The following is an 18,604-nucleotide window of genomic DNA, read 5'->3' as shown; positions in this document are numbered from 1 at the left end:
CGCCCGACCCGGGGAAGCCCGGTCGCGCGGTGCGCACTAGCGTGAATCCCCATGCGGAAGACGCCTCTCGTCCTGCTCGCGGTCCTGGCCTCGGTGGTCACCGGTTGCTCCGGTGACAACACCGCCACCCCCCGGTCGGCGGAGTCCGCGACGACTCGTCCGGCCCCGTCCGCGACCCCCGTGCAACGCGACTGCAACGCCGAGTTCCTGGCCCAGTTCACGCCCCGGCAGAAGCTGGCGCAGCTGCTGACCGTCGGCGTCAGCAGCGCCGCCGACGCGACCGAGGTGGTCGGTACCGAGCAGATCGGTGGCATCTTCGTCGGCAGCTTCACCGACAAGGCGATGCTGGCGGGTGGTCAGCTCGCCGGGGTCAAGGCCGCCGCCAAGGTCCCGCTGATGGTGACCATCGACGAGGAGGGCGGGCGCGTCTCCCGGGTCAAGGACCTGATCGGCACCGCACCGTCGGCCCGCGTCACCGCCGCCACCATGACTCCGGAGCAGTTCTACGAGGCCACCCTGGTCCGCGGCCGCAAGCTCAAGGACCTGGGCATCACCGTCGATTTCGCCCCCGATGTCGATGTGAGCAGCGAGCCGGACGACGACGTCATCGGCGACCGCTCCTTCTCCGACGATCCCGCGGTCGTCACCAAGTACGCCGACGCCTACATCCGCGCGATGACCGAGGTCGGTCTCGGCACCGTGATGAAGCATTTCCCGGGCCACGGCAGCGCGTCCGGCGACTCGCACCAGGGTGCGGTCCGCACCCCGCCGCTGGCCGAGCTGATCAACTCCGATCTGCTGCCCTACCGCGATCTCATCGGTTCCGGTGCGGCGGTCATGGTGGGCCACCTGGATGTGCCCGGACTGACCACCCCGGACGTCCCGGCCAGCATCAGCCCGGAGGTGATGGCGTTGCTGCGCAACGGCTCCGGCTACGGTGCGGCACCGTTCGGCGGCGTGATCTTCACCGACGACCTGAGCGGCATGAAGGCCATCACCGCCCGGATGGATATCGCGGACGCGGTGCAAGCCTCGTTGACGGCCGGCGCGGACAACGCACTCTGGATCAATACCAGTGCGGTGACCGAGGTGCTCGATCAGTTGGAGCAGGCCGTGGCCAGTGGGAAGCTGTCCAGCGCGCAGGTCGACGCGTCGGTGCTGCGGATGGCGAAGTACAAGGGCATCTCAACGCAGTGTTAAGTCAGGCGATCGGTGAGCAAATCGCGCCCGGCGAACTTACCTTGGAGTAATATAGGGGTTTCACCTTGCGGTAGGAGACAGTGGATGGCGGGCGGAACGAAGCGACTTCCCCGGGCGGTTCGTGAGCAGCAGATGCTCGACGCCGCCGTCGAGGTGTTCTCGCGCAAAGGCTTCCACGACACCTCGATGGACGCGATCGCCGCCGAGGCGAAGATCTCCAAGCCGATGCTGTACCTGTACTACGGCTCCAAGGACGAACTGTTCCGCGCCTGCATCCAGCGCGAGGGCCTGCGCTTCATCGAATCGGTCGTCCCCGCGGGCAACCCGCTGCTGTCCCCGCACGAGCAGGTGCGCACGGCGCTGGAGGGTTTCCTCGGTTTCGTCGACGCCAACCGCCGCTCCTGGCAGGTGCTCTACCGGCAGGCGATCGGCCAGCAAGCGTTCGCCTCGGAGATCGAGAACGCCCGCGAGCGCGTCATCGAGCTCACCGCCAAACTCCTGGAGTCCAGCGCCAAGCACGCCGAGCCGGGCACCAATTTCGACGTGGTCGCGGTGGCGGTGATCGGCGCCGGCGAGGCCATCGCCGACCGGGTAGCCAGCGGCCGCATCGAAGTCGAAGAGGCCGTGAATCTGCTCGATGATCTCGCCTGGAGCGGTCTGAAGGGTCGCAAGAAGGCCGAATAGGGCGGGTCCGCCGGTTTCCGATTGCAATGTCGTTGCCGCCCTGCGATGGTGCGTGAGATCAACTGGCACGGACCGGTCGCGGAGGCCGGGGGATAACGGGGCGGAATTGTTCGGGATGTTGAAGCCGTGTTCGCACGGCGCCGCGAAGTATGGGATCGATCCGGCGCAGTGGCGGGCTCACATGTGCGGGCTGTGCCTGGGCTTGCGCGAGGGGCAGGGGCAATTGGCCCGCACCGCGACCAATACCGACGCGATCGTGCTGAGCGTGCTCACCGAGGCGCAGTTGGACGCGCCGATGCGCCGCACCACCGCCGGTCGGTGCGCCCTGCGCGGTATGCAGCGGGCCGAGGTCGCGGCCGCGGATTCACCCGGTGTGCTGCTGGCTTCGACGGCGTCGTTGCTGCTGGGCTCGGCCAAGATTCGCGATCATGTCGAGGACCGGGACGGTGCGGCGCTCGCCCGCCGTCCGATGGCGATGATGTCCACGCGCTGGGCCAACGGGGCCCGAATCCAGGCCGGGCGGATCGGGCTCGATGTCGAACCGCTTGTCGCCGCGATCAACTCGCAAACCGAGGTGGAACAGCGCGGCACCGCCTCACTGGACGAGCTGACCGGCCCCACGCAGATCTGCGCCGCCGAATTCTTCGCGCACTCCGCGGTGCTCGCCGGCCGGCCGGGCAACGTCGATTCGATGCGCGAGGCGGGTAGGCACTTCGGCCGCATCGCCCATCTCGCCGATGCCGTCGAAGATCTCGACGACGATCTGGCCAACGGCCGGTTCAACCCGCTCACCGCGACCGGTACCGCGCTGCCCGAGGCCTACGACCTGCTCCGCCGATCGGACACCGAGCTGCGCCGGGCTATCGCCACGACGGATCTGGCCGACGTGCCCACCGTCCGCTGGATCCTGCTCGACCCGTTGACCTCGCTGCTGCGCCGCCTCGGCACCGGCGTCGGTGAGTCGGTCGCCCACGTCTGCAAGACCTCGCACGAGCATTCCGTACAGAACAACCACCCAGGCGGCCCGATCCATCTGCCGCCCAACCGGCCGTCGCGCCGCGGTGGCCCCCGCCGTCCCGGCATCGGCGAATCGCTCGCGCTGGGGCTTGGCGTCTACTGCACCGGCTACGCCTGCTGCGCCGACCACCGCAGTCCCTGCACCGGCGAGCAGAAGCCGGCATGGTGGAAAAACGACCCCTGTGGCTGCGCGGACGGCTGCTCCTCTTGTTTCGAATGCTGTAGCTGCGGTGGGGAAGGCGGCTGCTGCGACGGTTGCGGTTGCGACGGCTGCTGTTGCGGCTGCGACTGCTGAGCAAACGACACCGCGCCCCGAGTCCTCGACTCGGGGCGCGGTCCGTGAAACCAGCTCAGCGCAGGGTGGCCGTCAGATGCGGGAACCCCTTCTTCGGGTTCCGCAGCGCCAGATCCCAGCCGCCGTCGACCTGATCGGCGTACACGTTGACCGTGGACGGCAGGAAGATCGGCTTACCGAACTTCACCGCGTAGGTCGCCTGGTCGGGCACCCGGCCTTCGATGTTGGCCAGGATGTTGGCCGCCGACCACATGCCGTGCGCGATCGGCTTCGGGAAGCCGAAAGCCTTGGCGCCCAACCCGGAGGTGTGGATCGGGTTGTGGTCGCCGGAGGCGGCCGCGTACCGGCTGATGGTCTTCTGGTCGACCCGGAAGGTCCGCATCGGCGGCGGGGGCACCTCGTCCGGCTTGGGCTCGGGCTTGGGTCCACCCGACAGCGAGGTGCGCTGCTGGTGCAGGAACGTGGTGACCTGCCGCCACACCAGTTCGCGGCCGACCTTGATCTCGGTGATGGCGTCGACCAGCAGCCCCTTGGGGTGCTCGCGCAGGTTCTCGATGTGGGTTTCGAAATCCAGCGGCTCGGCCACCGAGATCTCGCGGGTGCGCTCGATCCGGTTCTCCGCGTGCACCGCGCCGACCGCGACGAACGGGAAGTCGCGGGCCACCACCAGTTGCATGGCCAGCGGGAAGCTGAGCACGAACGGGTAGGTCAGGGGCAGGGCGTCACCGAAGCGCAGGCCGGTGGCCCGGCAGTAGGCGGCCAGGTGATCGGGATCGACCCGGAAGCCTTCCAGCCGCACCACGCGGTCGGGCAGCTTGTTCGGGCGGGCCGAAAGCAGCGGCACCGGAACGGCGCCCAGTGCGGCCTTGACGAAAAGGCCGCTGTTCTTGGGTGGTTCGGTGAGCGTGATCATCTGCGTCATCATGCTCCGATCAGGGACTGACCGCAGACCCGAACCACGTTGCCGCTCACCGCGTTCGACGCCGGGCTGGCGAAGTAGGCGATGGTCTCGGCCACGTCGACGGTCTGGCCGCCCTGCAGCAGCGAGCTCATCAGCCGGCCGGCCTCGCGGGTGCCGAGCGGGATGGCGGCGGTCATCGCGGTCTCGATGAAGCCCGGCGCCACCGCGTTGATGGTGATGCCCTTCTCGGCCAGCTTCGGCGCTTCGGCGTTGACCATGCCGATGACGCCGGCCTTGGAGGCGCCGTAGTTGGTCTGGCCGCGGTTGCCCGCGATGCCCGCGATGGAGGACACGTCGATGACGCGGCCGCCTTCCTTGAGCGCGCCGCGCGCCACCAGGCCCTCGGTGATCCGGTGCGGCGCCGCCAGGTTCACGTTCAGGACCGAGTTCCAGCGGCCCTCGTCCATGTTGGCGAGCAGCTTGTCGCGGGTGATGCCGGCGTTGTGCACGACGATGTCGATGCCGCCGAAACGCTCGGTGGCGAATTCGGCCAGCTTCTCCGCGGCGTCGGCCGCGGTGACGTCGAGCGCGAGCGCGGTGCCGCCGACCTTGTTGGCGGTCGCGGAGAGCGCCTCGCCGGCGGCCGGGATGTCGGCCACGATCACGGTCGCGCCGTCACGTGCGAACACCTCGGCGATGGTCGCGCCGATGCCGCGGGCGGCGCCGGTGACCACGGCGACCTTGCCGGCCAGCGGCTTGTCCCAGCTGGCCGGTGCCACGGAATCGGCGGCGCCGACCCGGAAGACCTGGCCGTCGACGAACGCCGACTTGGCCGAGAGCAGGAAGCGCAGTGTCGATTCCAGGCCGGAGGCCGCGGCCGAGGCCTCGGGGGAGAGGTACACCAGCTGGGCGGTGGAGCCGCGCAGCAGTTCCTTGGCGACCGAGCGGGTGAAGCCCTCGAGCGCGCGCTGCGCGATCTGCTCGTCGACGCTGCCGGTGAGCTCGGGGGTGGTGCCGACGACCACGATGCGGCCGGACGCGCCGAGGCTGCGCATGGCCGGCTGGAAGAATTCGTAGAGCTGGGAGAGGTCCTCGATGGACCCGATGCCGGTCGCGTCGAAGACCAGCGCGCCGTACTTGGTGCCCTGGCTCAGCGCGTCGGCGAAGGTGTAGTCGGACAACAGGTTCCGCACCGGCTCCGCGACGCGGCCCTTGCCGCCGATCAGCACCGGCCCGCTCAGCGGCGCCTCGCCCGCTTTGTAGCGGCGCAGGTTCTCCGGCTGCGGCAGCCCGAACTTGCTGGCCAGGAACTGCCCGGGCGCGGAGTGTACGAACGATCCGTAGAGGTTGGGAGCACCCTTACTCTTGGCCACTGTTCCTACCTTTTCTGTCGTGTTTTTGTCTCGTTCACTGCCGTGGCCCCAGGGGCGATTGCGCACGTCACGGGGTACGGTGTCGACAATGAACTTACTCCAGAGTAAGTTTAAAGTAAACCAACACCGGCGGGGCGCTTTACCCCCGACATCCGACGAGACCGTGGAGACTCGAGTGACTAGCAAAGCCCGTTCGGCGAAGAAGCCCGCGAAGCAGCCGAAGCCCGTTGCCATCGTTGGCGGTAACCGGATTCCGTTCGCGCGCAGCGACAAGGCCTACGCGCACGCGTCCAACCAGGACATGTTCACTGCCGCGCTCGATGGTCTGGTGAGCCGGTTCAACCTGCAGGGCGAGCGGCTGGGCATGGTCGCCGGTGGCGCCGTGCTCAAGCGCGTCGGCGAGCACGGGATGATCCGCGAGAGCGTGCTCGGCTCCAAGCTCAGCCCCTACACCCCGGCCCACGATCTGCAGCTGGCCTGCGGCACCGGCCTGCAGGCGATCGTCACCGTCGGTGACGCGATCGCCGCGGGCCGCATCGACGCGGGCGTCGGCGGCGGCACCGACACCACCTCGGATGCCCCGATCGGCGTCAGCGACACCATGCGCGAGTGGATGCTGGACGCGAACCGCGCCAAGTCCAACAAGGACCGGCTCAAGCTGGTCGGCCAGCTGCGCCCGTCCATGGTCGGCATCGAGATCCCGCGCAACGCCGAGCCGCGCACCGGCCTGTCGATGGGTGAGCACGCCGCCATCACCGCCAAGGAGTTCGGCGTCGCCCGCGAGGCCCAGGACGAGCTGGCCTACCTGTCGCACAAGAACATGGCCGCCGCCTACGACCGTGGCTTCTTCGACGACCTGATCACCCCGTTCCTCGGGCTGACCCGGGACGACAACCTGCGTCCGGGCTCCACCATCGAGAAGCTGTCCACCCTGAAGCCGGTCTTCGGCGTCAAGGCCGGCGAAGCCACCATGACCGCCGGCAACTCGACCCCGCTCACCGACGGCGCCTCCGCGGTGCTGCTGTCCACCGACGAGTGGGCCGCCGAGCGCAACCTGCCGACCCTGGCCTACCTGGTCGACTCCGAGGTCGCCGCCGTCGATTACATCCACGGCCCCGACGGCCTGCTGATGGCGCCCACCTACGCGGTGCCGCGGATGCTGGCCCGCAACGGTCTGACCCTGCAGGATTTCGACTACTACGAGATCCACGAGGCCTTCGCCTCGGTCGTGCTGGCCACCCTGCAGGCCTGGGAATCCGACCAGTACTGCAAGGAGCGCCTCGGCCTGGACGCCGCCCTCGGCTCCATCGACCGCTCCAAGCTCAACGTCAACGGCTCCTCGCTCGCGGCCGGTCACCCGTTCGCCGCGACCGGCGGCCGGATCGTGGCCCAGACCGCGAAGATGCTGGCGGAGAAGGGCTCCGGCCGCGCGCTGATCTCCATCTGCGCCGCCGGTGGCCAGGGTGTCGTAGCCATCCTGGAGCGCTGACCCGCTGAATAGGACTGCCGCGCCCCGGAACTCAGGTTCCGGGGCGCGGTGTCGTTTCAGCGGATCAGCGTGGTGCGTTCGGTGGTGAAACGGACCAGGGCGGGGGCGAAGCGCCAAAGGTAGTACTGGGCGCGGGATTCGGGGGTGACGGGGACGATCTTCTTGTTCTTCTGGACGGCCCGGACGATCTGTTTGGCGACCCGGTCCGGGGTGTAGCCGCGCAGGCGGTAGAGGCGGTCGTAGCGTTCCTGCATGCGGGCCTCGGTCTCGGGGGTGACGCCGGACATGCGGGTGGTGCGCACGATATTGGTGTGGACGATGCCGGGGCAGATGGTGCTGACGCCGATGCCGCTGCTGGTCAATTCGGTGCGCAGGCAGTCCGAGAACATGAAAACCGCTGCCTTGCTGGTGGAGTAGGCGGTGAAGCCCTGCTGCGGCGCGTAGGCGGCCATGCTGGACAGGTTGACGATGTGACCGCCGAGGCCGCGATCGGCCATGGCGCCGGCGAAGGCGCGACAGCCGTTCACGACGCCGCTGAGGTTCACATCCAGGACGCGCTGGAAGTCCGCGGCGGAGGTCTCGAGGAAGCGCCCCGCCTGACCGATGCCCGCGTTGTTGACCAGGACGTCGGGGACGCCGTGCTCCAGCAGCACCGCCTCGGCGTGCGCGTGCACCGCCTGCTCGTCGGAGACGTCCAGTTGATAGGCGTGCCCCACGCCGCCTTCCTTGGCGAGCAACGCCACCGTTTCCCCGGCGGCCGCGATATCGATATCGGAGACAACGATTTCCGCGCCGTCGCGCGCGAAGGCCAGCGCGGTTTCGCGACCGATCCCACTGCCGCCGCCCGTGATCACGATCAGCTGATCCTCGAACGGCCGACGGTGCGCGCCCATGCGCGCCCGGCGCAAGCTCCGGGCCGGTGGCGCGCCCGCGGTCGCGTCGATCAGCTCCATGGTGGCCGAGGCGAGCAGTTCCGGATGCGAGAAGGGCAGCCAGTGCCCGCCCCGCACCACGCGCAGCCACACCTCCTCGGCCCACTGGTCCTCGTCGGAGTACGCGGATTGGCGCACCGCGGGATCGCGGGTGCCGATGATGATCTGCACCGGCACCTCGGTGCGCGCGTCGCGGGCGCGCAGCGGATTCGCGAACCACGTTGTGCGGTAGATGCGCAACCCACTCGCCATGTCCTGCTTGAAGGTCGGCGCGAGGTGGATCTTGTCGGGCCGCGCGCCTTCGCTGTTGGAAAGCATGGCGCGCCAGCGTTCTTCGCTCATGCCGAACCGAATCGCCGCGTGCGGCAGCGCCGGCAGGGCGAGGAAGGTCGAGTAGGCGAAGGAGCCGAGCTGCGCCAGCGGCAGCGCGATATTGCGCGGGGTCGGGCGCGCGAGCCGGCTGCGTGCCCACTGCGCGGTGTGCGCCAGGCTGGGGCCCGACACCGAGGTGAAGGACGCGACCAGCCGGCGCGCGTCGGGGCGGCACACCACCTCCCACATCGCGATGCTGCCCCAGTCGTGCGCGAGGACGTGCACGGGTTCGTCCGGGCTCAGCTCCTCGATCACCGCGACGTAGTCCTGGGCCAGCAGATCCACCGAGATATCCAGGGAGCCGGGCGGATTGGTGGATGCGCCGTGGCCGCGATTGTCCACGCTCAGCACCCGGAAGCGATCGAGGAACTCCGGCGCCACGTTGTCCCAGAGGTGATGGGTATCGGGCCAGCCGTGCAGCAGCAGCAGTGTCGGCCCGTCCGGCGTGCCCTGCTCGTACACCGCGATGTCGACGTCACCGTTGCGCACCAGGTGTTTGACGACCATGGACTCACCCCATATCCGGACCGCCGTTGGTCCTCCCGCACCATTCTGTCCCAGACGCGACCGGCCCGAAAGCCCACAGCCTCGGCGTCCTCGCGCCACCGCATCGTCGAGCAGGGCCCGGTCCGCCGAAATACCGAGCCCTGCTGCGGGATTGGCGGCGCTACTTGCCGGGCAGCTCGTTGTGGCCGCCGAAGGCCTTGCGCATCGCCGAGAGCGCCTTGTCGGCGTAGAGGGCCTCCCCCCGCGAGGTGAACCGCTGGAACAGCGCCGCCGAGAGCACCGGCGCCGGCACCCCGGTATCGATCGCGGCGTCCAGCGTCCAGCGGCCCTCACCGGAATCCGAGACGCGGCCGCTGAAGGTTTCCAGCGTCGGATCCGCGTACAGCGCGCCCGCGGTGAGATCCAGCAACCAGGAGGCGACCACGGAACCCCGGCGCCACACCTCGGTGACCTCGGGAATGTCGATGTCGTACATGTAGTGCTCGGGGTGGTCCAGCGGTGTCTCCTCGGCGGAGTACTGACCGGTGTGCTCGGCGCCGATATTGGCCTTGTGCAGGATGTTCAGGCCCTCGGCGTAGGCGGCCATGGCGCCGTACTCGATGCCGTTGTGCACCATCTTCACGAAATGTCCCGCCCCGGCGGGCCCGCAGTGCAGATAGCCCTGCTCGGCGGCCGACGGCTCGCCCGTGCGGCCCGGCGTCCGCTCCGCCGCCTCGACGCCCGGCGCGATCGACTTCAGCAGCGGGTCGAGGTATTTCACCTGCTCGGACTCGCCGCCGATCATCAGGCAGAACCCGCGTTCCAAACCGAAGACGCCGCCGGAGGTTCCGATGTCGAGGTAGTGAATGCCCTTGGGCTTCAGCTCCTTCGCGCGGGCGATGTCCTCGTGGTAGCGGCTGTTGCCGCCGTCGATGACGATGTCGCCGGGTTCCAGGAGCCCGGCCAGCTGCTCGACCATCGCACCGGTCGCCCCCGCCGGAATCATCACCCACACCACCCGCGGCGTCTCCAGCTTCGCCACGAACTCCGCCAACTCGGTGGTTCCGTCGAACTTCTCGCCCAGTTCGCCCCGCAGCGTCTCGATGTTCTCGGGGTGTCGATCGAGGCCAACGGCGGTGTGCCCGTCCCTGGCGATGCGGCGCACGATGTTGGCGCCCATCCGGCCTAGGCCGATCATTCCCAGCTGCATGCCATCCCTCTCCTCTTACACGGCGGTGGTGTGATCCGGTCCATTTCCGATTGTCCCGCGCGGTGGGCCGGAAACCCGGTGAGGCGGGATGTAACACGCGTAGCGGGTCGCCGATAAACAGATCGGCTCCGCGTAGTTGCCAGACCCCCGACCCGGCAACTGCGCGGAGCCTTTCCGTATGTTTTGCGGGCCGATAGCTGCTCGTCCGTGCAGTGCGGACGGTGTCGGCATGGACCACTATCGTGGGCGGAGACTCGCACCGGGCGAGTGCCTTTCACCTGACTCACGGGGAGGACGGTTCGTGACGAACGAGTCGAGTTCCGGACGCCACGACCGCGGTCGAGGGCAGGGCGGCGGCGAAGTCTCACTGCGCCGGCTGCTCGAGGCGAATCGCACAGCCGCGGCCGCACAGTCGGCTGCATCACAGGGCGATTCCCAGACGGTGCCGTTGCAGCAGGTGTCGCGCACCGGCCAGCGCCCGGCTCCGGAGCAGCGTCCGTCCAGCGATCAGCGCGCCTACTCCGAGGAGCGTTCGTCTGCCGAGCAGCGTCCACATTCGGAGCCGTGGCCGTCCACGGAGCAGCGCCCGGCTTCAGAGCAGTGGCCCACTTCGGAACAGCGCCCGGCTTCGGAGCAGTGGCCTACTTCAGAGCAGCGCCCGACCTCAGAGCAGCGCCCGACCTCAGAGCAGTGGCAGTCTTCGGAGCAGCGCGCGTTTTCCGATCAGCGCCGGATCGAGGATCCGCCGACCGAGGTCCTGCGTCCCGTGCGTCGCACGCCCGAGCCGGCCGGGCAGAGCTGGTGGAAATCCCCGGCCGCCCGCCGCGTCGGCATCGCCGCCGGCGCCCTGCTCGCCGTCGGCGTCATCGGCTACGCCACCGATCTGGTGCGCTCCTCCGGTGAGGTGCCGCGCGGCACCGTCGTCGCCGGAGTCGACATCGGCGGCATGGATACCGCCGCCGCGGACGCCAAACTGCGGGCCGCCCTGGCCGGTCGATCCGGCCAGGAACTCCCGATCCGAATCGGCGACGTGCAGACCAAGATCGTCCCCAGCGCCGCGGGCCTGGACTTCGACTGGGACGCCACCTGGGACAACATCGGTGGCCAGCCCCTCAATCCGTTCACCCGGTTCGCGTCGATGTTCACCATGCGCACCGTCCCGGTGGCCAGCCGCGTCGACGAGGGCGCCCTGGATCAGCAGTTCACCGCGTTGCGCGTGCACGACCGCCCCACCGTCGAGGGCACCATCGAATTCCAGGGCACCAAACCGGTGGCCGTGCCGCCGGTGCCCGGCCGCGAACTCGACGCTCCCGCCGCGCGCACCATCCTGATCGACAACTGGGTGCTCGGCGCGGCGCTCGAACTCCCGGTCCACCCGGCTCCCGTCACCGTCCAGCCGGAAGCCCTCACTCGCGCGCTGAACGAGATCGCCATCCCCGCCGTCTCCGCCGATGTGGTCTTCACCGGCAAGGACGCCACCGGCAAGGAGGCGAGCGCCAAACTCGACCCGGCCCAGATCGCGACCGTGCTGACTTTCATTCCCGACGGCCAGGGCGGCCTCGCGCCGAAGTACGACCAGGCGGCCGCCACCGGCCTGCTGGCGCCGCAGCTCGCCCCCTCGGAGATCGAGCCGAAGGACGCCACCTTCGCCTTCACCGGCGGCGCGGCCCGCGTCGTGCCCGCCGTCGTCGGCAACAAGGTGAACTGGGAGAAAACGCTGGAAAAGCTTCCGGCCCTGCTGGTTTCGACGACTCAGCGCAGCACGCCCGCGGTCTACGAGAAGGTCGAGCCCAAGCTCACCACCGACGCCGCGGCGGCCCTGAAGATCGTCGAGCCGATGGGCTCGTTCACCACCGGCGGCTTCAGCGGCCCCTCCGGCGTCAATATCCGCACCGTCGCGGCGAAGGTCAACGGCGCGGTCGTCAAGCCCGGAGATGTCTTCTCCCTCAACGAATTCACCGGCCCGCGCGGCGTCGCCGAGGGTTATGTCGAGTCCGGCATCATCGACCACGGCCGCCCCAGCACCGCCGTCGGCGGCGGCATCAGCCAGTTCGCCACCACGCTGTACAACGCCGCCTATTTCGCCGGCCTGGAAGACGCCGGGCACACCGAGCACAGCTACTACATCTCCCGGTACCCCGCGGCCCGCGAGGCCACCGTCTTCGACGGCGCCATCGACCTCCAATTCCGCAACAACACCCCCAACGGCCTCTACATCGAAACCACCGCCACCGGCTCCGACATCACGGTCCGCATCTGGGGCACCAAGACCGTCGAGGTCGAATCCATCACCGGCGAGAAATCCAAGCCCACCGAGCCGAACACCGTCACCCTGCCCAAGGGCAAGGACTGCATCGCCTCCGAAGGCGCCCCCGGCTTCACCATCTCCGACACCCGCGTCATCAAGGACCGCAAATCCGGCAAGGAAGTCTCCCGCCACACCCGCACCGTCAAGTACGACCCCATCCCGGTCGTGAAGTGTGAGTAGCCGCCGGAACGGATGATTCCCGGGGAATGACATGCGCATTCCCCGGGCCCCGGTCACGGTAGTATCTCGCCCGGTCGAGGGCGAAAGACCTTGTAACGCCGGATATTTCAGGGTAGAAGTTCTGAAGTACGTGCATGTCACAAAGAGTGGCCGCAGCACCGGGAATGCCGGTCCCCCCTGCGATAAGAGCCGTTCGAGAATGGGCAGTATGCTTGTTCCTATGACGTTCGAGCTCGGTCCGCACTCGCCTGAGGACTCCGATGGCGGTCTTACCGCGCCGTGGGATGCCGAGCAGGCGAGCCTCGAGGAAAAGCCTGTGCAGGCGCGGGCGGGCGACCTTTCGGACCTGAACCAGCACGACAAATGTCTCATCGATGAGTTCCTTGCCACACTTCGGTAACAGCTCCGAGTAGCGGGCCGAACTGGATAGCGGCATACGAGGTTCCACAGAAATCGAGTGTTGAAGAGGTGTCAGCATCATGCCCGGTCGCAGGGCCAAGGCCAGGTACGATGCCCGCACACACGCCGCAAAACTCGACATCACAATCGCTGATCTCGCATTTGATTCAGAGATTGTTATTTGGGATCCGGAGCATCGCGCGATCATGATTACCGCGGAGTTGTCCGCGTTGGATCGCCGCGAAGGTTTGGCGCATGCTATGGCACACGCGCAATTGGAGCATACCGAAACAGTTCGAAAAGCCCGAATGGGGCGGGAATCTCGCCTCAGTACTGAACTGCGTGTTTACGAAGCCGCGTGCCGCAATCTGATACCGGTCGAAGAACTCAAGGTGGCGTTGTCGCGATACCGTGGCATAGAGGAAGCCGCGGAATGGCTGCAGGTCAACCCCGATACTGTCCGCTATCGTTTGCGTTCACTTTCGCGGATCGAGCGCCGCGAGATTCCCGCCGATAATGTCAATCGGCTCAATTGGGCGGATGCGGGTGCGGATCCGATGCCGCTCAGTTGTATCTGGACCAATGCGGAACCTGTTCCGGTGCACCGGAAGTTCGCCGAAGCGCTTCGGACCGCGATACCCGACATCATCGCCTACCGCTGAGATCGACCTAGGCGATCAGATCCAGCGGAACCGCCGGGTTGTACCGGACGTACACGGTGCCACCCCGCACCTCGGACTCGAAACCGGCGCCGAATGCCGCAGACATCCCGTTCCGCAGCCGATGCTTGGTGGAGTGCGGTGACCTGGTGTGCCAGGGGTACACGGCCCACTGTCCGGGATTGCGGCGTAGCTCGGCCGCGAACTCTCGGTTGGCGCGTTCGCGCGCCCGAGTCTGCGGCGCAGGCAACTCGGTGTAGAAGACGGACATGGCAACCCTTCGAAACGAACAAGCGGTCCAGAAATGACCGCGACCAGCACAAACAGTGCGGCGTGACAGCCGCAGAGGCGGCGCCCCCTTGCAACGATGCTAGATACAGTGCATGCAATCTGCAAGTGAAGACTGGAGTCCTCGGTGTGTCGGATTCGATCGGAAACGGCGGTAAAACGCTGAAGCGCAGGTAGATACCCATGCGGCAGGGCAGCTAAACCCCAAGTGGCAGTACATACAGAAATATGTGTAAATGCAGGTAATGACCTACTATGTCTGCATGAGCAGTCGTCAAAGCGCCCCGGTGCCAAGGGAGATCAGCGCGGCGATCCGGGAAGCTCGGCAGGTCAAAGGCCTGTCTCGTGACGCCGCGGCGAGGGAGGCCGGCATCAGCGTCAGCTTGTGGACCCAGGTTGAGCTTGGCACGCAGTACAAGGGGGAGAGGAAGGTCGTCGTCCGTACCACCGCGAGAACATTGCAGGCCATGGCGATGGCAGTGGGTATCGATCCGAGCCCGCTGCTGCGTAAGACCGGATTCGAGACGCCGACCGCCAGTGCGGCGCCAGGTCGTCGCCTGGGCACGGCCGTCGATCTGTCCGGCCTGTCCGATGACGACCTCGGCAAGGTGGCCGCGTTCGTCGCGGGTCTACGCGCCCGCTGAATTACCGGGTAATCGATCGAATTCGGTGGTTCGAATTTGCAAGATTCGTTTTGCATGGACCATCGAGACTTATTGTCAGGCAACGCATATCGCTGCGCAGTGCGGTACCTTCCCTCCCGGGGAGGTGCCGTTCATGCGGGCTGAACCGTGCTTTGTCTGAACGATGACAGGATCGAAATGACCACCACGCAAACCATCTCGCCGATTCAGCGCCGTAGTCCGCTGTTGACGTGGCTGGTGTTCCCGCTGATCACGCTGGGGATCTACTTCTTTGTCTGGTACTACAAGATTCATCGCGAGATGGCGGACCTCAAGCGGGATGCGAATGCTCCGGTTTCGGGGCCGCTGCTGGTGATGATTTTCCTCGGGTGGACGGGGATCGGCGCGCTGATCAGTTTCTGGCGCACCGGTTCCCGGATCAGTGAGGCGCAGGAGTCCGCAGGTCTGGAGGGTACCTGCAAGCCGGTGTTCGGGTTCTTGCTGAACCTCGTCTTCGGCCTCGGCATCCTGTACTACCAGCTGGAGCTGAACAAGATCGCCGATCGGATCGATCCGCAGCAGTAGTCTGCGTTTCAGAGCCCGGACCCCGCGGGGTCCGGGCTCTTTTTCTGTTTGCCGAGCGAATTTCTGGGGGCGTTGTGCACGAGGATCCGGTACTCACCGAACTGCTGGCGGTGCTCGAGCGCAGCCCCGAGGTGCTGCCGCTGCGGGTGCGGGTCATCGAATTGCTGGCCGCGGGTGGGCGATACACGGAGGCGTTGTCACACTGTGCCACCGCGCTCGGGCAGGAGCCGGGCAACGAGCAGGTGCTGGAGCTGTTGCGGCTGTGCACCGCGGGTCTGGCCGCCGCGCCGCCGGCGACGACCGGCGGGTTCGATTGGACGGCCGCGGAGCGCGAGGTCGCGGACATCATCGCCCCGGCCTTCGTCGACGACGGGGAGCCGGTGGCGGTCGCGGTGGGGGATGTCGGACGGTTCGGGCAGCCGAAGATCACTCTCGCCGACGTCGGCGGGATGGAGGAGGTGAAGCGGCAGTTGGAGCTGTCGCTGCTGGGCCCGCTCCGGAATCCCGAGCTGGCCAAAGCCTTCGGGACCAGTGCTCGGGGCGGCCTGCTGCTGTACGGGCCGCCCGGCGTCGGTAAGACGTTCCTCGCCTCCGCCGTCGCCGGTGAGCTCGGCGCGAATTTCTATCCGATCGAGATCACCGACATTCTCGATATCTACACCGGTGCCAGCGAACGGAATCTGCACGAGATCTTCGAGGTGGCGCGGCGCAACGCACCGTGCGTGCTCTTTCTCGACGAGGTCGACGCGCTCGGGCATAAACGCAGTCAGCTGTCGGGCTCGTCGACCATGCGAACCGTAGTGAATCAGCTGCTGACCGAGATGGATTCGGTCACCGGCGGCAACGAGGGCGTCTACGTTCTGGGTGCGACCAATCACCCGTGGGATATCGATGTGGCGCTGCGCCGCCCCGGTCGTTTCGACCGGATGATCCTGGTGACACTGCCGGATCCGGAAGCACGCGTGCGTATTCTGCGCCACCACTTGAAAGAGCGTCCGGTCGAGGGAATCGATCTGGGCGCGATCGCGAAGCGCACGGAGGGCTTCTCCGGCGCGGATTTGGCGCATGTCTGCACGTCGGCCACGCAGCTGGCGATGGCCGACGCGATTCGCAGTGGAACTGTTCGCCCGGTCCGGATGGCCGATATGGAGCAGGCGTTATCCCGGATTCGGCCCAGTGCGGGGGCCTGGTTCGAATCCGCGCGCAATGTCGTGGAATTCGCCAATGGCGACGGTACGTACGACGAGCTGGCCCGCTACATGAAGCGCAGAAAGCCACGGTAAGGCCCAATCGTGAACTGCTGATGAATGTTACAGGTTCATTGCTGTGAAAGATGTCTCACCGTAACTTGTCGATTGCTGCCGATGGTGACGCTGACACCGGAGTTGGGGGCTGGCGGAAAGTGGTGTCCCGGCGGAGCCCCGTCCTCGGGCGCGAGGCAAAAGCCTCGAGGTTTCGAATTGAAGGACTCGTTAATGCTGAGCTATTGGCCTGTTTCTCACTCATCGAGTTCGTATTCCATTGCGCGACAGGAGTCGTGATAGGACTGACGGAGTCGTCGGCCGCATTGTCGGCAACATGTGAAACTCTCTGAGGGGAAACGCTTTTCATGAAGAAGATCAGTGCGTTCGTGATCACCGGTGCCGCTGCTGCCGCCATCCTGCTCGGCGGCGCCGGTGTGGCCGGAGCCGAGGAAACCACCCCGACTCCCACCCCGACCGACACCGGCTCCGCGACGCAGGTCATCAACCTCCTGCAGAAGCTGATCAGCGGCTCCTCGGGCAAGGCCGATCCGGGCACCGGCGGCGGCACCGGTGACGGCGGCGCCGGCGACGGAACCGGTACCGGCGCGTAATTCGCCGCACGGTCCGATGCCCCACTCCGATTTAGGAGTGGGGCATTTTGTTCTCTTGGATTCATATTTTTCATCGCGCGGCTTTCGCCCAGGTCATACCGGTTTGCCGGTGAACAAACCGGCACCGATCGTTTGCATGGAGTTCACCGAGGCGTGGGGTGCCGACCAATTCGGGTGATACAAAGAGCGAGTCTCCGCCGCAAGCCGCGGCTGGATTGTTCGATGAGGGAAGAAGAGTTAATCCATGAGCAAGTTCCGTGCACTGGGTGTCGCCGTCGCGACCGCCGGTTTCCTTTTCGCCGGTGCCGGTATGGCCTCGGCCGATACCACCCCCGCCCCCGCCCCCACGGGTTCGGCGGCCGGCCTCGCGAACTTCAGCACCCTGCTGGGCAAGCTCCTCTCGACCGGCTCGGGCAACCCGACCCCGCTGCCCAAGAGCAGCACCACCAGCCCGATCGAGACCACCTCGGGCTCGGCCACCGGTTCCGCCAACTTCGGCACCCTGCTGGGCAAGCTGCTCTCGACCGGCTCGGGCAACCCGACCCCGCTGCCGAAGTAATTCAGCGCGCGTAAACAGAAGCGGCCCGGAGTAATCCGGGCCGCTTCTGTTCATCCCCAGGTGTTCACAGGGGGGTGCGCATGAGTATCACGTTGTACTGGCTGTGCACGGTGAGCATGAAGTACAAATCACTGCCGGTCTGATACGGGAAGATCATCGGGGCGTAGGCGGTGGGCAGTTCACCGGCCGCGATGAGCACCCGCGGTTCGCTCCACGGGCCTTCCGGCGCGGGTGCGGTGCGCAGCACCACAGAATTGGCCGGGTCCGTGGTCGTCATGACGAACTGGCCGAGATGCTGGTTCCACATCACCGACTGTTCGGCCACGCCGCCCACGATAGGAGCCGAGGCTTTCACATCGGGCTTCCACGCCCCGCCGTCCCAATACTCGTAGGCGTCGAGATTGGCGATATCGGGTTCGTGTGCGCGCGAGACGAATCCGGGATTGTCGCGGCCGCCGGGCGTGCCGTACCGGTAGACGTAGCCGCCGTGCTTGAGGAAGGCGTTCTGCTGGAAATTCTCGAAGCCGTCGACATTCCCGCGCCGAGTGGTCGGCAATTGCGCCCAGCTCTGCCCGCCGTCACCGGAGACGGCGAGGGTGGAGAAATTGGTGGCCCACTTGCCATGGTCGAGCCATTCCCGCACCGACATCATGCTCATGTATTGCACCCCGCCCACCGAGATGCCCGCGGTCGGAATGAGGCTGATCTCGATGCCGGGAATCTTGGGGCTCGGCAACGGATTGGGCACCACGCTGTCGAAGTAGATGCCGTTGGACGGATCCTGAGTGCTGCTGCGGAACAGCGTGTTCGAGCTCCACGCCCACCAGCTGCCCGCCAGCAGATTGGGCATACCCAGACCCGCGCTGTCGCCGAACGCGGTGATCATGCGGCCGCCGCCGTCGTCCCACATGATGCCGAGGTCGGTGCCGATCATGTTGACGTTCTGCGTCCGGTTCGGGCTGTCCATGCCGGTCATCTGGAAGACGGCCTGGGTCGGGCCGGGCAGCTTCGGGAGCCCCTGCCAGCCGTTGAGCACCGGGATCGGGTTGATGTTGTTGGGATCGGCGGTCGCGGGGCTGGTGATCACGAGGGCTAGAGCGGCAACACAGGCACCGGTTTTGGCCAGTGCAGACAGCGATCGGTTCATCCGGACGACTCCCCTTCTGATGGCGCGCACGGTCAGCAGGAT

At 66.9% G+C, this 18,604-nt stretch carries 18 protein-coding genes; 12 read left to right on the top strand and 6 right to left on the bottom strand.

Going from position 1 to position 18,604, the window contains the following annotated elements:
• The first annotated feature begins 51 nt into the window (after nucleotides 1–51).
• From AB0H76_RS23280 to AB0H76_RS23270, 3 genes are all read left to right on the top strand, one after another.
• A complete protein-coding gene (locus AB0H76_RS23280; protein WP_357327592.1) occupies nucleotides 52–1,200 on the top strand; it encodes a glycoside hydrolase family 3 N-terminal domain-containing protein in 1,149 nt (382 codons plus the stop codon).
• Nucleotides 1,201–1,284: 84 nt separating this feature from the next.
• Entirely contained in the window at nucleotides 1,285–1,884 is a 600-nt protein-coding gene (locus AB0H76_RS23275) for a TetR/AcrR family transcriptional regulator (protein ID WP_357327589.1), read from the top strand.
• A 115-nt stretch (nucleotides 1,885–1,999) separates the two neighbouring features.
• A complete protein-coding gene (locus AB0H76_RS23270) occupies nucleotides 2,000–3,196 on the top strand; it encodes a DUF5685 family protein (RefSeq protein WP_357327586.1) in 1,197 nt (398 codons plus the stop codon).
• Nucleotides 3,197–3,251: 55 nt separating this feature from the next.
• Here the strand turns inward: AB0H76_RS23270 and AB0H76_RS23265 are convergent, their stop codons facing one another.
• On the bottom strand, nucleotides 3,252–4,121 hold the full coding sequence (locus AB0H76_RS23265) for a MaoC/PaaZ C-terminal domain-containing protein (protein WP_357327583.1): 870 nt from the start codon (nucleotides 4,119–4,121) through the stop codon (nucleotides 3,252–3,254).
• Nucleotides 4,118–5,470 carry a 3-oxoacyl-ACP reductase gene (locus AB0H76_RS23260; protein WP_357327580.1) on the bottom strand — a complete coding sequence of 451 codons (1,353 nt, stop codon included), beginning with the start codon at nucleotides 5,468–5,470 and terminating at the stop codon, nucleotides 4,118–4,120. Before AB0H76_RS23260 ends, AB0H76_RS23265 begins: the two co-directional genes overlap by 4 nt.
• Before the next feature lie 175 nt (nucleotides 5,471–5,645).
• On the opposite strand from AB0H76_RS23260, the gene AB0H76_RS23255 reads away from it, so the two are divergent.
• Nucleotides 5,646–6,959 (top strand): acetyl-CoA C-acetyltransferase, encoded by a 1,314-nt coding sequence (locus AB0H76_RS23255; protein WP_357327577.1) that lies wholly within the window; start codon nucleotides 5,646–5,648, stop codon nucleotides 6,957–6,959.
• A 56-nt stretch (nucleotides 6,960–7,015) separates the two neighbouring features.
• Here AB0H76_RS23255 and AB0H76_RS23250 read toward each other — a convergent pair whose 3' ends face one another.
• Nucleotides 7,016–8,770 (bottom strand): SDR family oxidoreductase, encoded by a 1,755-nt coding sequence (locus AB0H76_RS23250; RefSeq protein ID WP_357327574.1) that lies wholly within the window; start codon nucleotides 8,768–8,770, stop codon nucleotides 7,016–7,018.
• A gap of 160 nt (nucleotides 8,771–8,930) precedes the next feature.
• The gene (gene gnd, locus AB0H76_RS23245; RefSeq protein ID WP_357327571.1) at nucleotides 8,931–9,959 is read right to left on the bottom strand and encodes a phosphogluconate dehydrogenase (NAD(+)-dependent, decarboxylating); all 1,029 of its coding nucleotides are present in this window, start codon (nucleotides 9,957–9,959) and stop codon (nucleotides 8,931–8,933) included.
• Between the two features lie 301 nt (nucleotides 9,960–10,260).
• Between gnd and AB0H76_RS23240 the strand changes: the two genes are divergently transcribed.
• The 3 genes from AB0H76_RS23240 (at nucleotide 10,261) to AB0H76_RS23230 (ending at nucleotide 13,508) form a co-directional block, all read left to right on the top strand.
• Nucleotides 10,261–12,447 carry a VanW family protein gene (locus tag AB0H76_RS23240; RefSeq protein WP_357327568.1) on the top strand — a complete coding sequence of 729 codons (2,187 nt, stop codon included), beginning with the start codon at nucleotides 10,261–10,263 and terminating at the stop codon, nucleotides 12,445–12,447.
• 220 nt (nucleotides 12,448–12,667) lie between these two features.
• Nucleotides 12,668–12,847: a hypothetical protein gene (locus AB0H76_RS23235; protein WP_357327565.1), complete on the top strand. Its 180-nt coding sequence runs from the start codon at nucleotides 12,668–12,670 to the stop codon at nucleotides 12,845–12,847.
• A 79-nt stretch (nucleotides 12,848–12,926) separates the two neighbouring features.
• A complete protein-coding gene (locus AB0H76_RS23230) occupies nucleotides 12,927–13,508 on the top strand; it encodes an ImmA/IrrE family metallo-endopeptidase (protein ID WP_357327562.1) in 582 nt (193 codons plus the stop codon).
• A gap of 7 nt (nucleotides 13,509–13,515) precedes the next feature.
• Here the strand turns inward: AB0H76_RS23230 and AB0H76_RS23225 are convergent, their stop codons facing one another.
• Nucleotides 13,516–13,776, bottom strand: a complete 261-nt coding sequence (locus AB0H76_RS23225) for a hypothetical protein (protein ID WP_357327559.1) — start codon at nucleotides 13,774–13,776, stop codon at nucleotides 13,516–13,518.
• Between the two features lie 280 nt (nucleotides 13,777–14,056).
• Here AB0H76_RS23225 and AB0H76_RS23220 point away from each other — a divergent pair, with 280 nt between their 5' ends.
• From AB0H76_RS23220 to AB0H76_RS23200, 5 genes are all read left to right on the top strand, one after another.
• Entirely contained in the window at nucleotides 14,057–14,437 is a 381-nt protein-coding gene (locus tag AB0H76_RS23220) for a helix-turn-helix transcriptional regulator (RefSeq protein ID WP_357327556.1), read from the top strand.
• A gap of 177 nt (nucleotides 14,438–14,614) precedes the next feature.
• A complete protein-coding gene (locus AB0H76_RS23215) occupies nucleotides 14,615–15,001 on the top strand; it encodes a DUF4234 domain-containing protein (RefSeq protein ID WP_357327554.1) in 387 nt (128 codons plus the stop codon).
• A gap of 74 nt (nucleotides 15,002–15,075) precedes the next feature.
• On the top strand, nucleotides 15,076–16,284 hold the full coding sequence (locus AB0H76_RS23210) for an ATP-binding protein (RefSeq protein WP_357327551.1): 1,209 nt from the start codon (nucleotides 15,076–15,078) through the stop codon (nucleotides 16,282–16,284).
• 326 nt (nucleotides 16,285–16,610) lie between these two features.
• Nucleotides 16,611–16,856, top strand: coding sequence for a hypothetical protein (locus AB0H76_RS23205; RefSeq protein WP_357327548.1), 246 nt, complete (start codon nucleotides 16,611–16,613; stop codon nucleotides 16,854–16,856).
• A gap of 244 nt (nucleotides 16,857–17,100) precedes the next feature.
• Nucleotides 17,101–17,415, top strand: coding sequence for a hypothetical protein (locus AB0H76_RS23200; RefSeq protein ID WP_357327545.1), 315 nt, complete (start codon nucleotides 17,101–17,103; stop codon nucleotides 17,413–17,415).
• A 64-nt stretch (nucleotides 17,416–17,479) separates the two neighbouring features.
• On the opposite strand, the gene AB0H76_RS23195 is transcribed toward AB0H76_RS23200, so the two are convergent.
• Nucleotides 17,480–18,562, bottom strand: coding sequence for a DUF4185 domain-containing protein (locus AB0H76_RS23195; protein ID WP_357327543.1), 1,083 nt, complete (start codon nucleotides 18,560–18,562; stop codon nucleotides 17,480–17,482).
• Nucleotides 18,563–18,604: the final 42 nt, after the last annotated feature.

It is taken from the genome of Nocardia sp. NPDC050712, from assembly GCF_040654295.1.
Classification (GTDB): domain Bacteria; phylum Actinomycetota; class Actinomycetes; order Mycobacteriales; family Mycobacteriaceae; genus Nocardia.
This window is presented reverse-complemented; position numbering and strand designations above follow the sequence as displayed.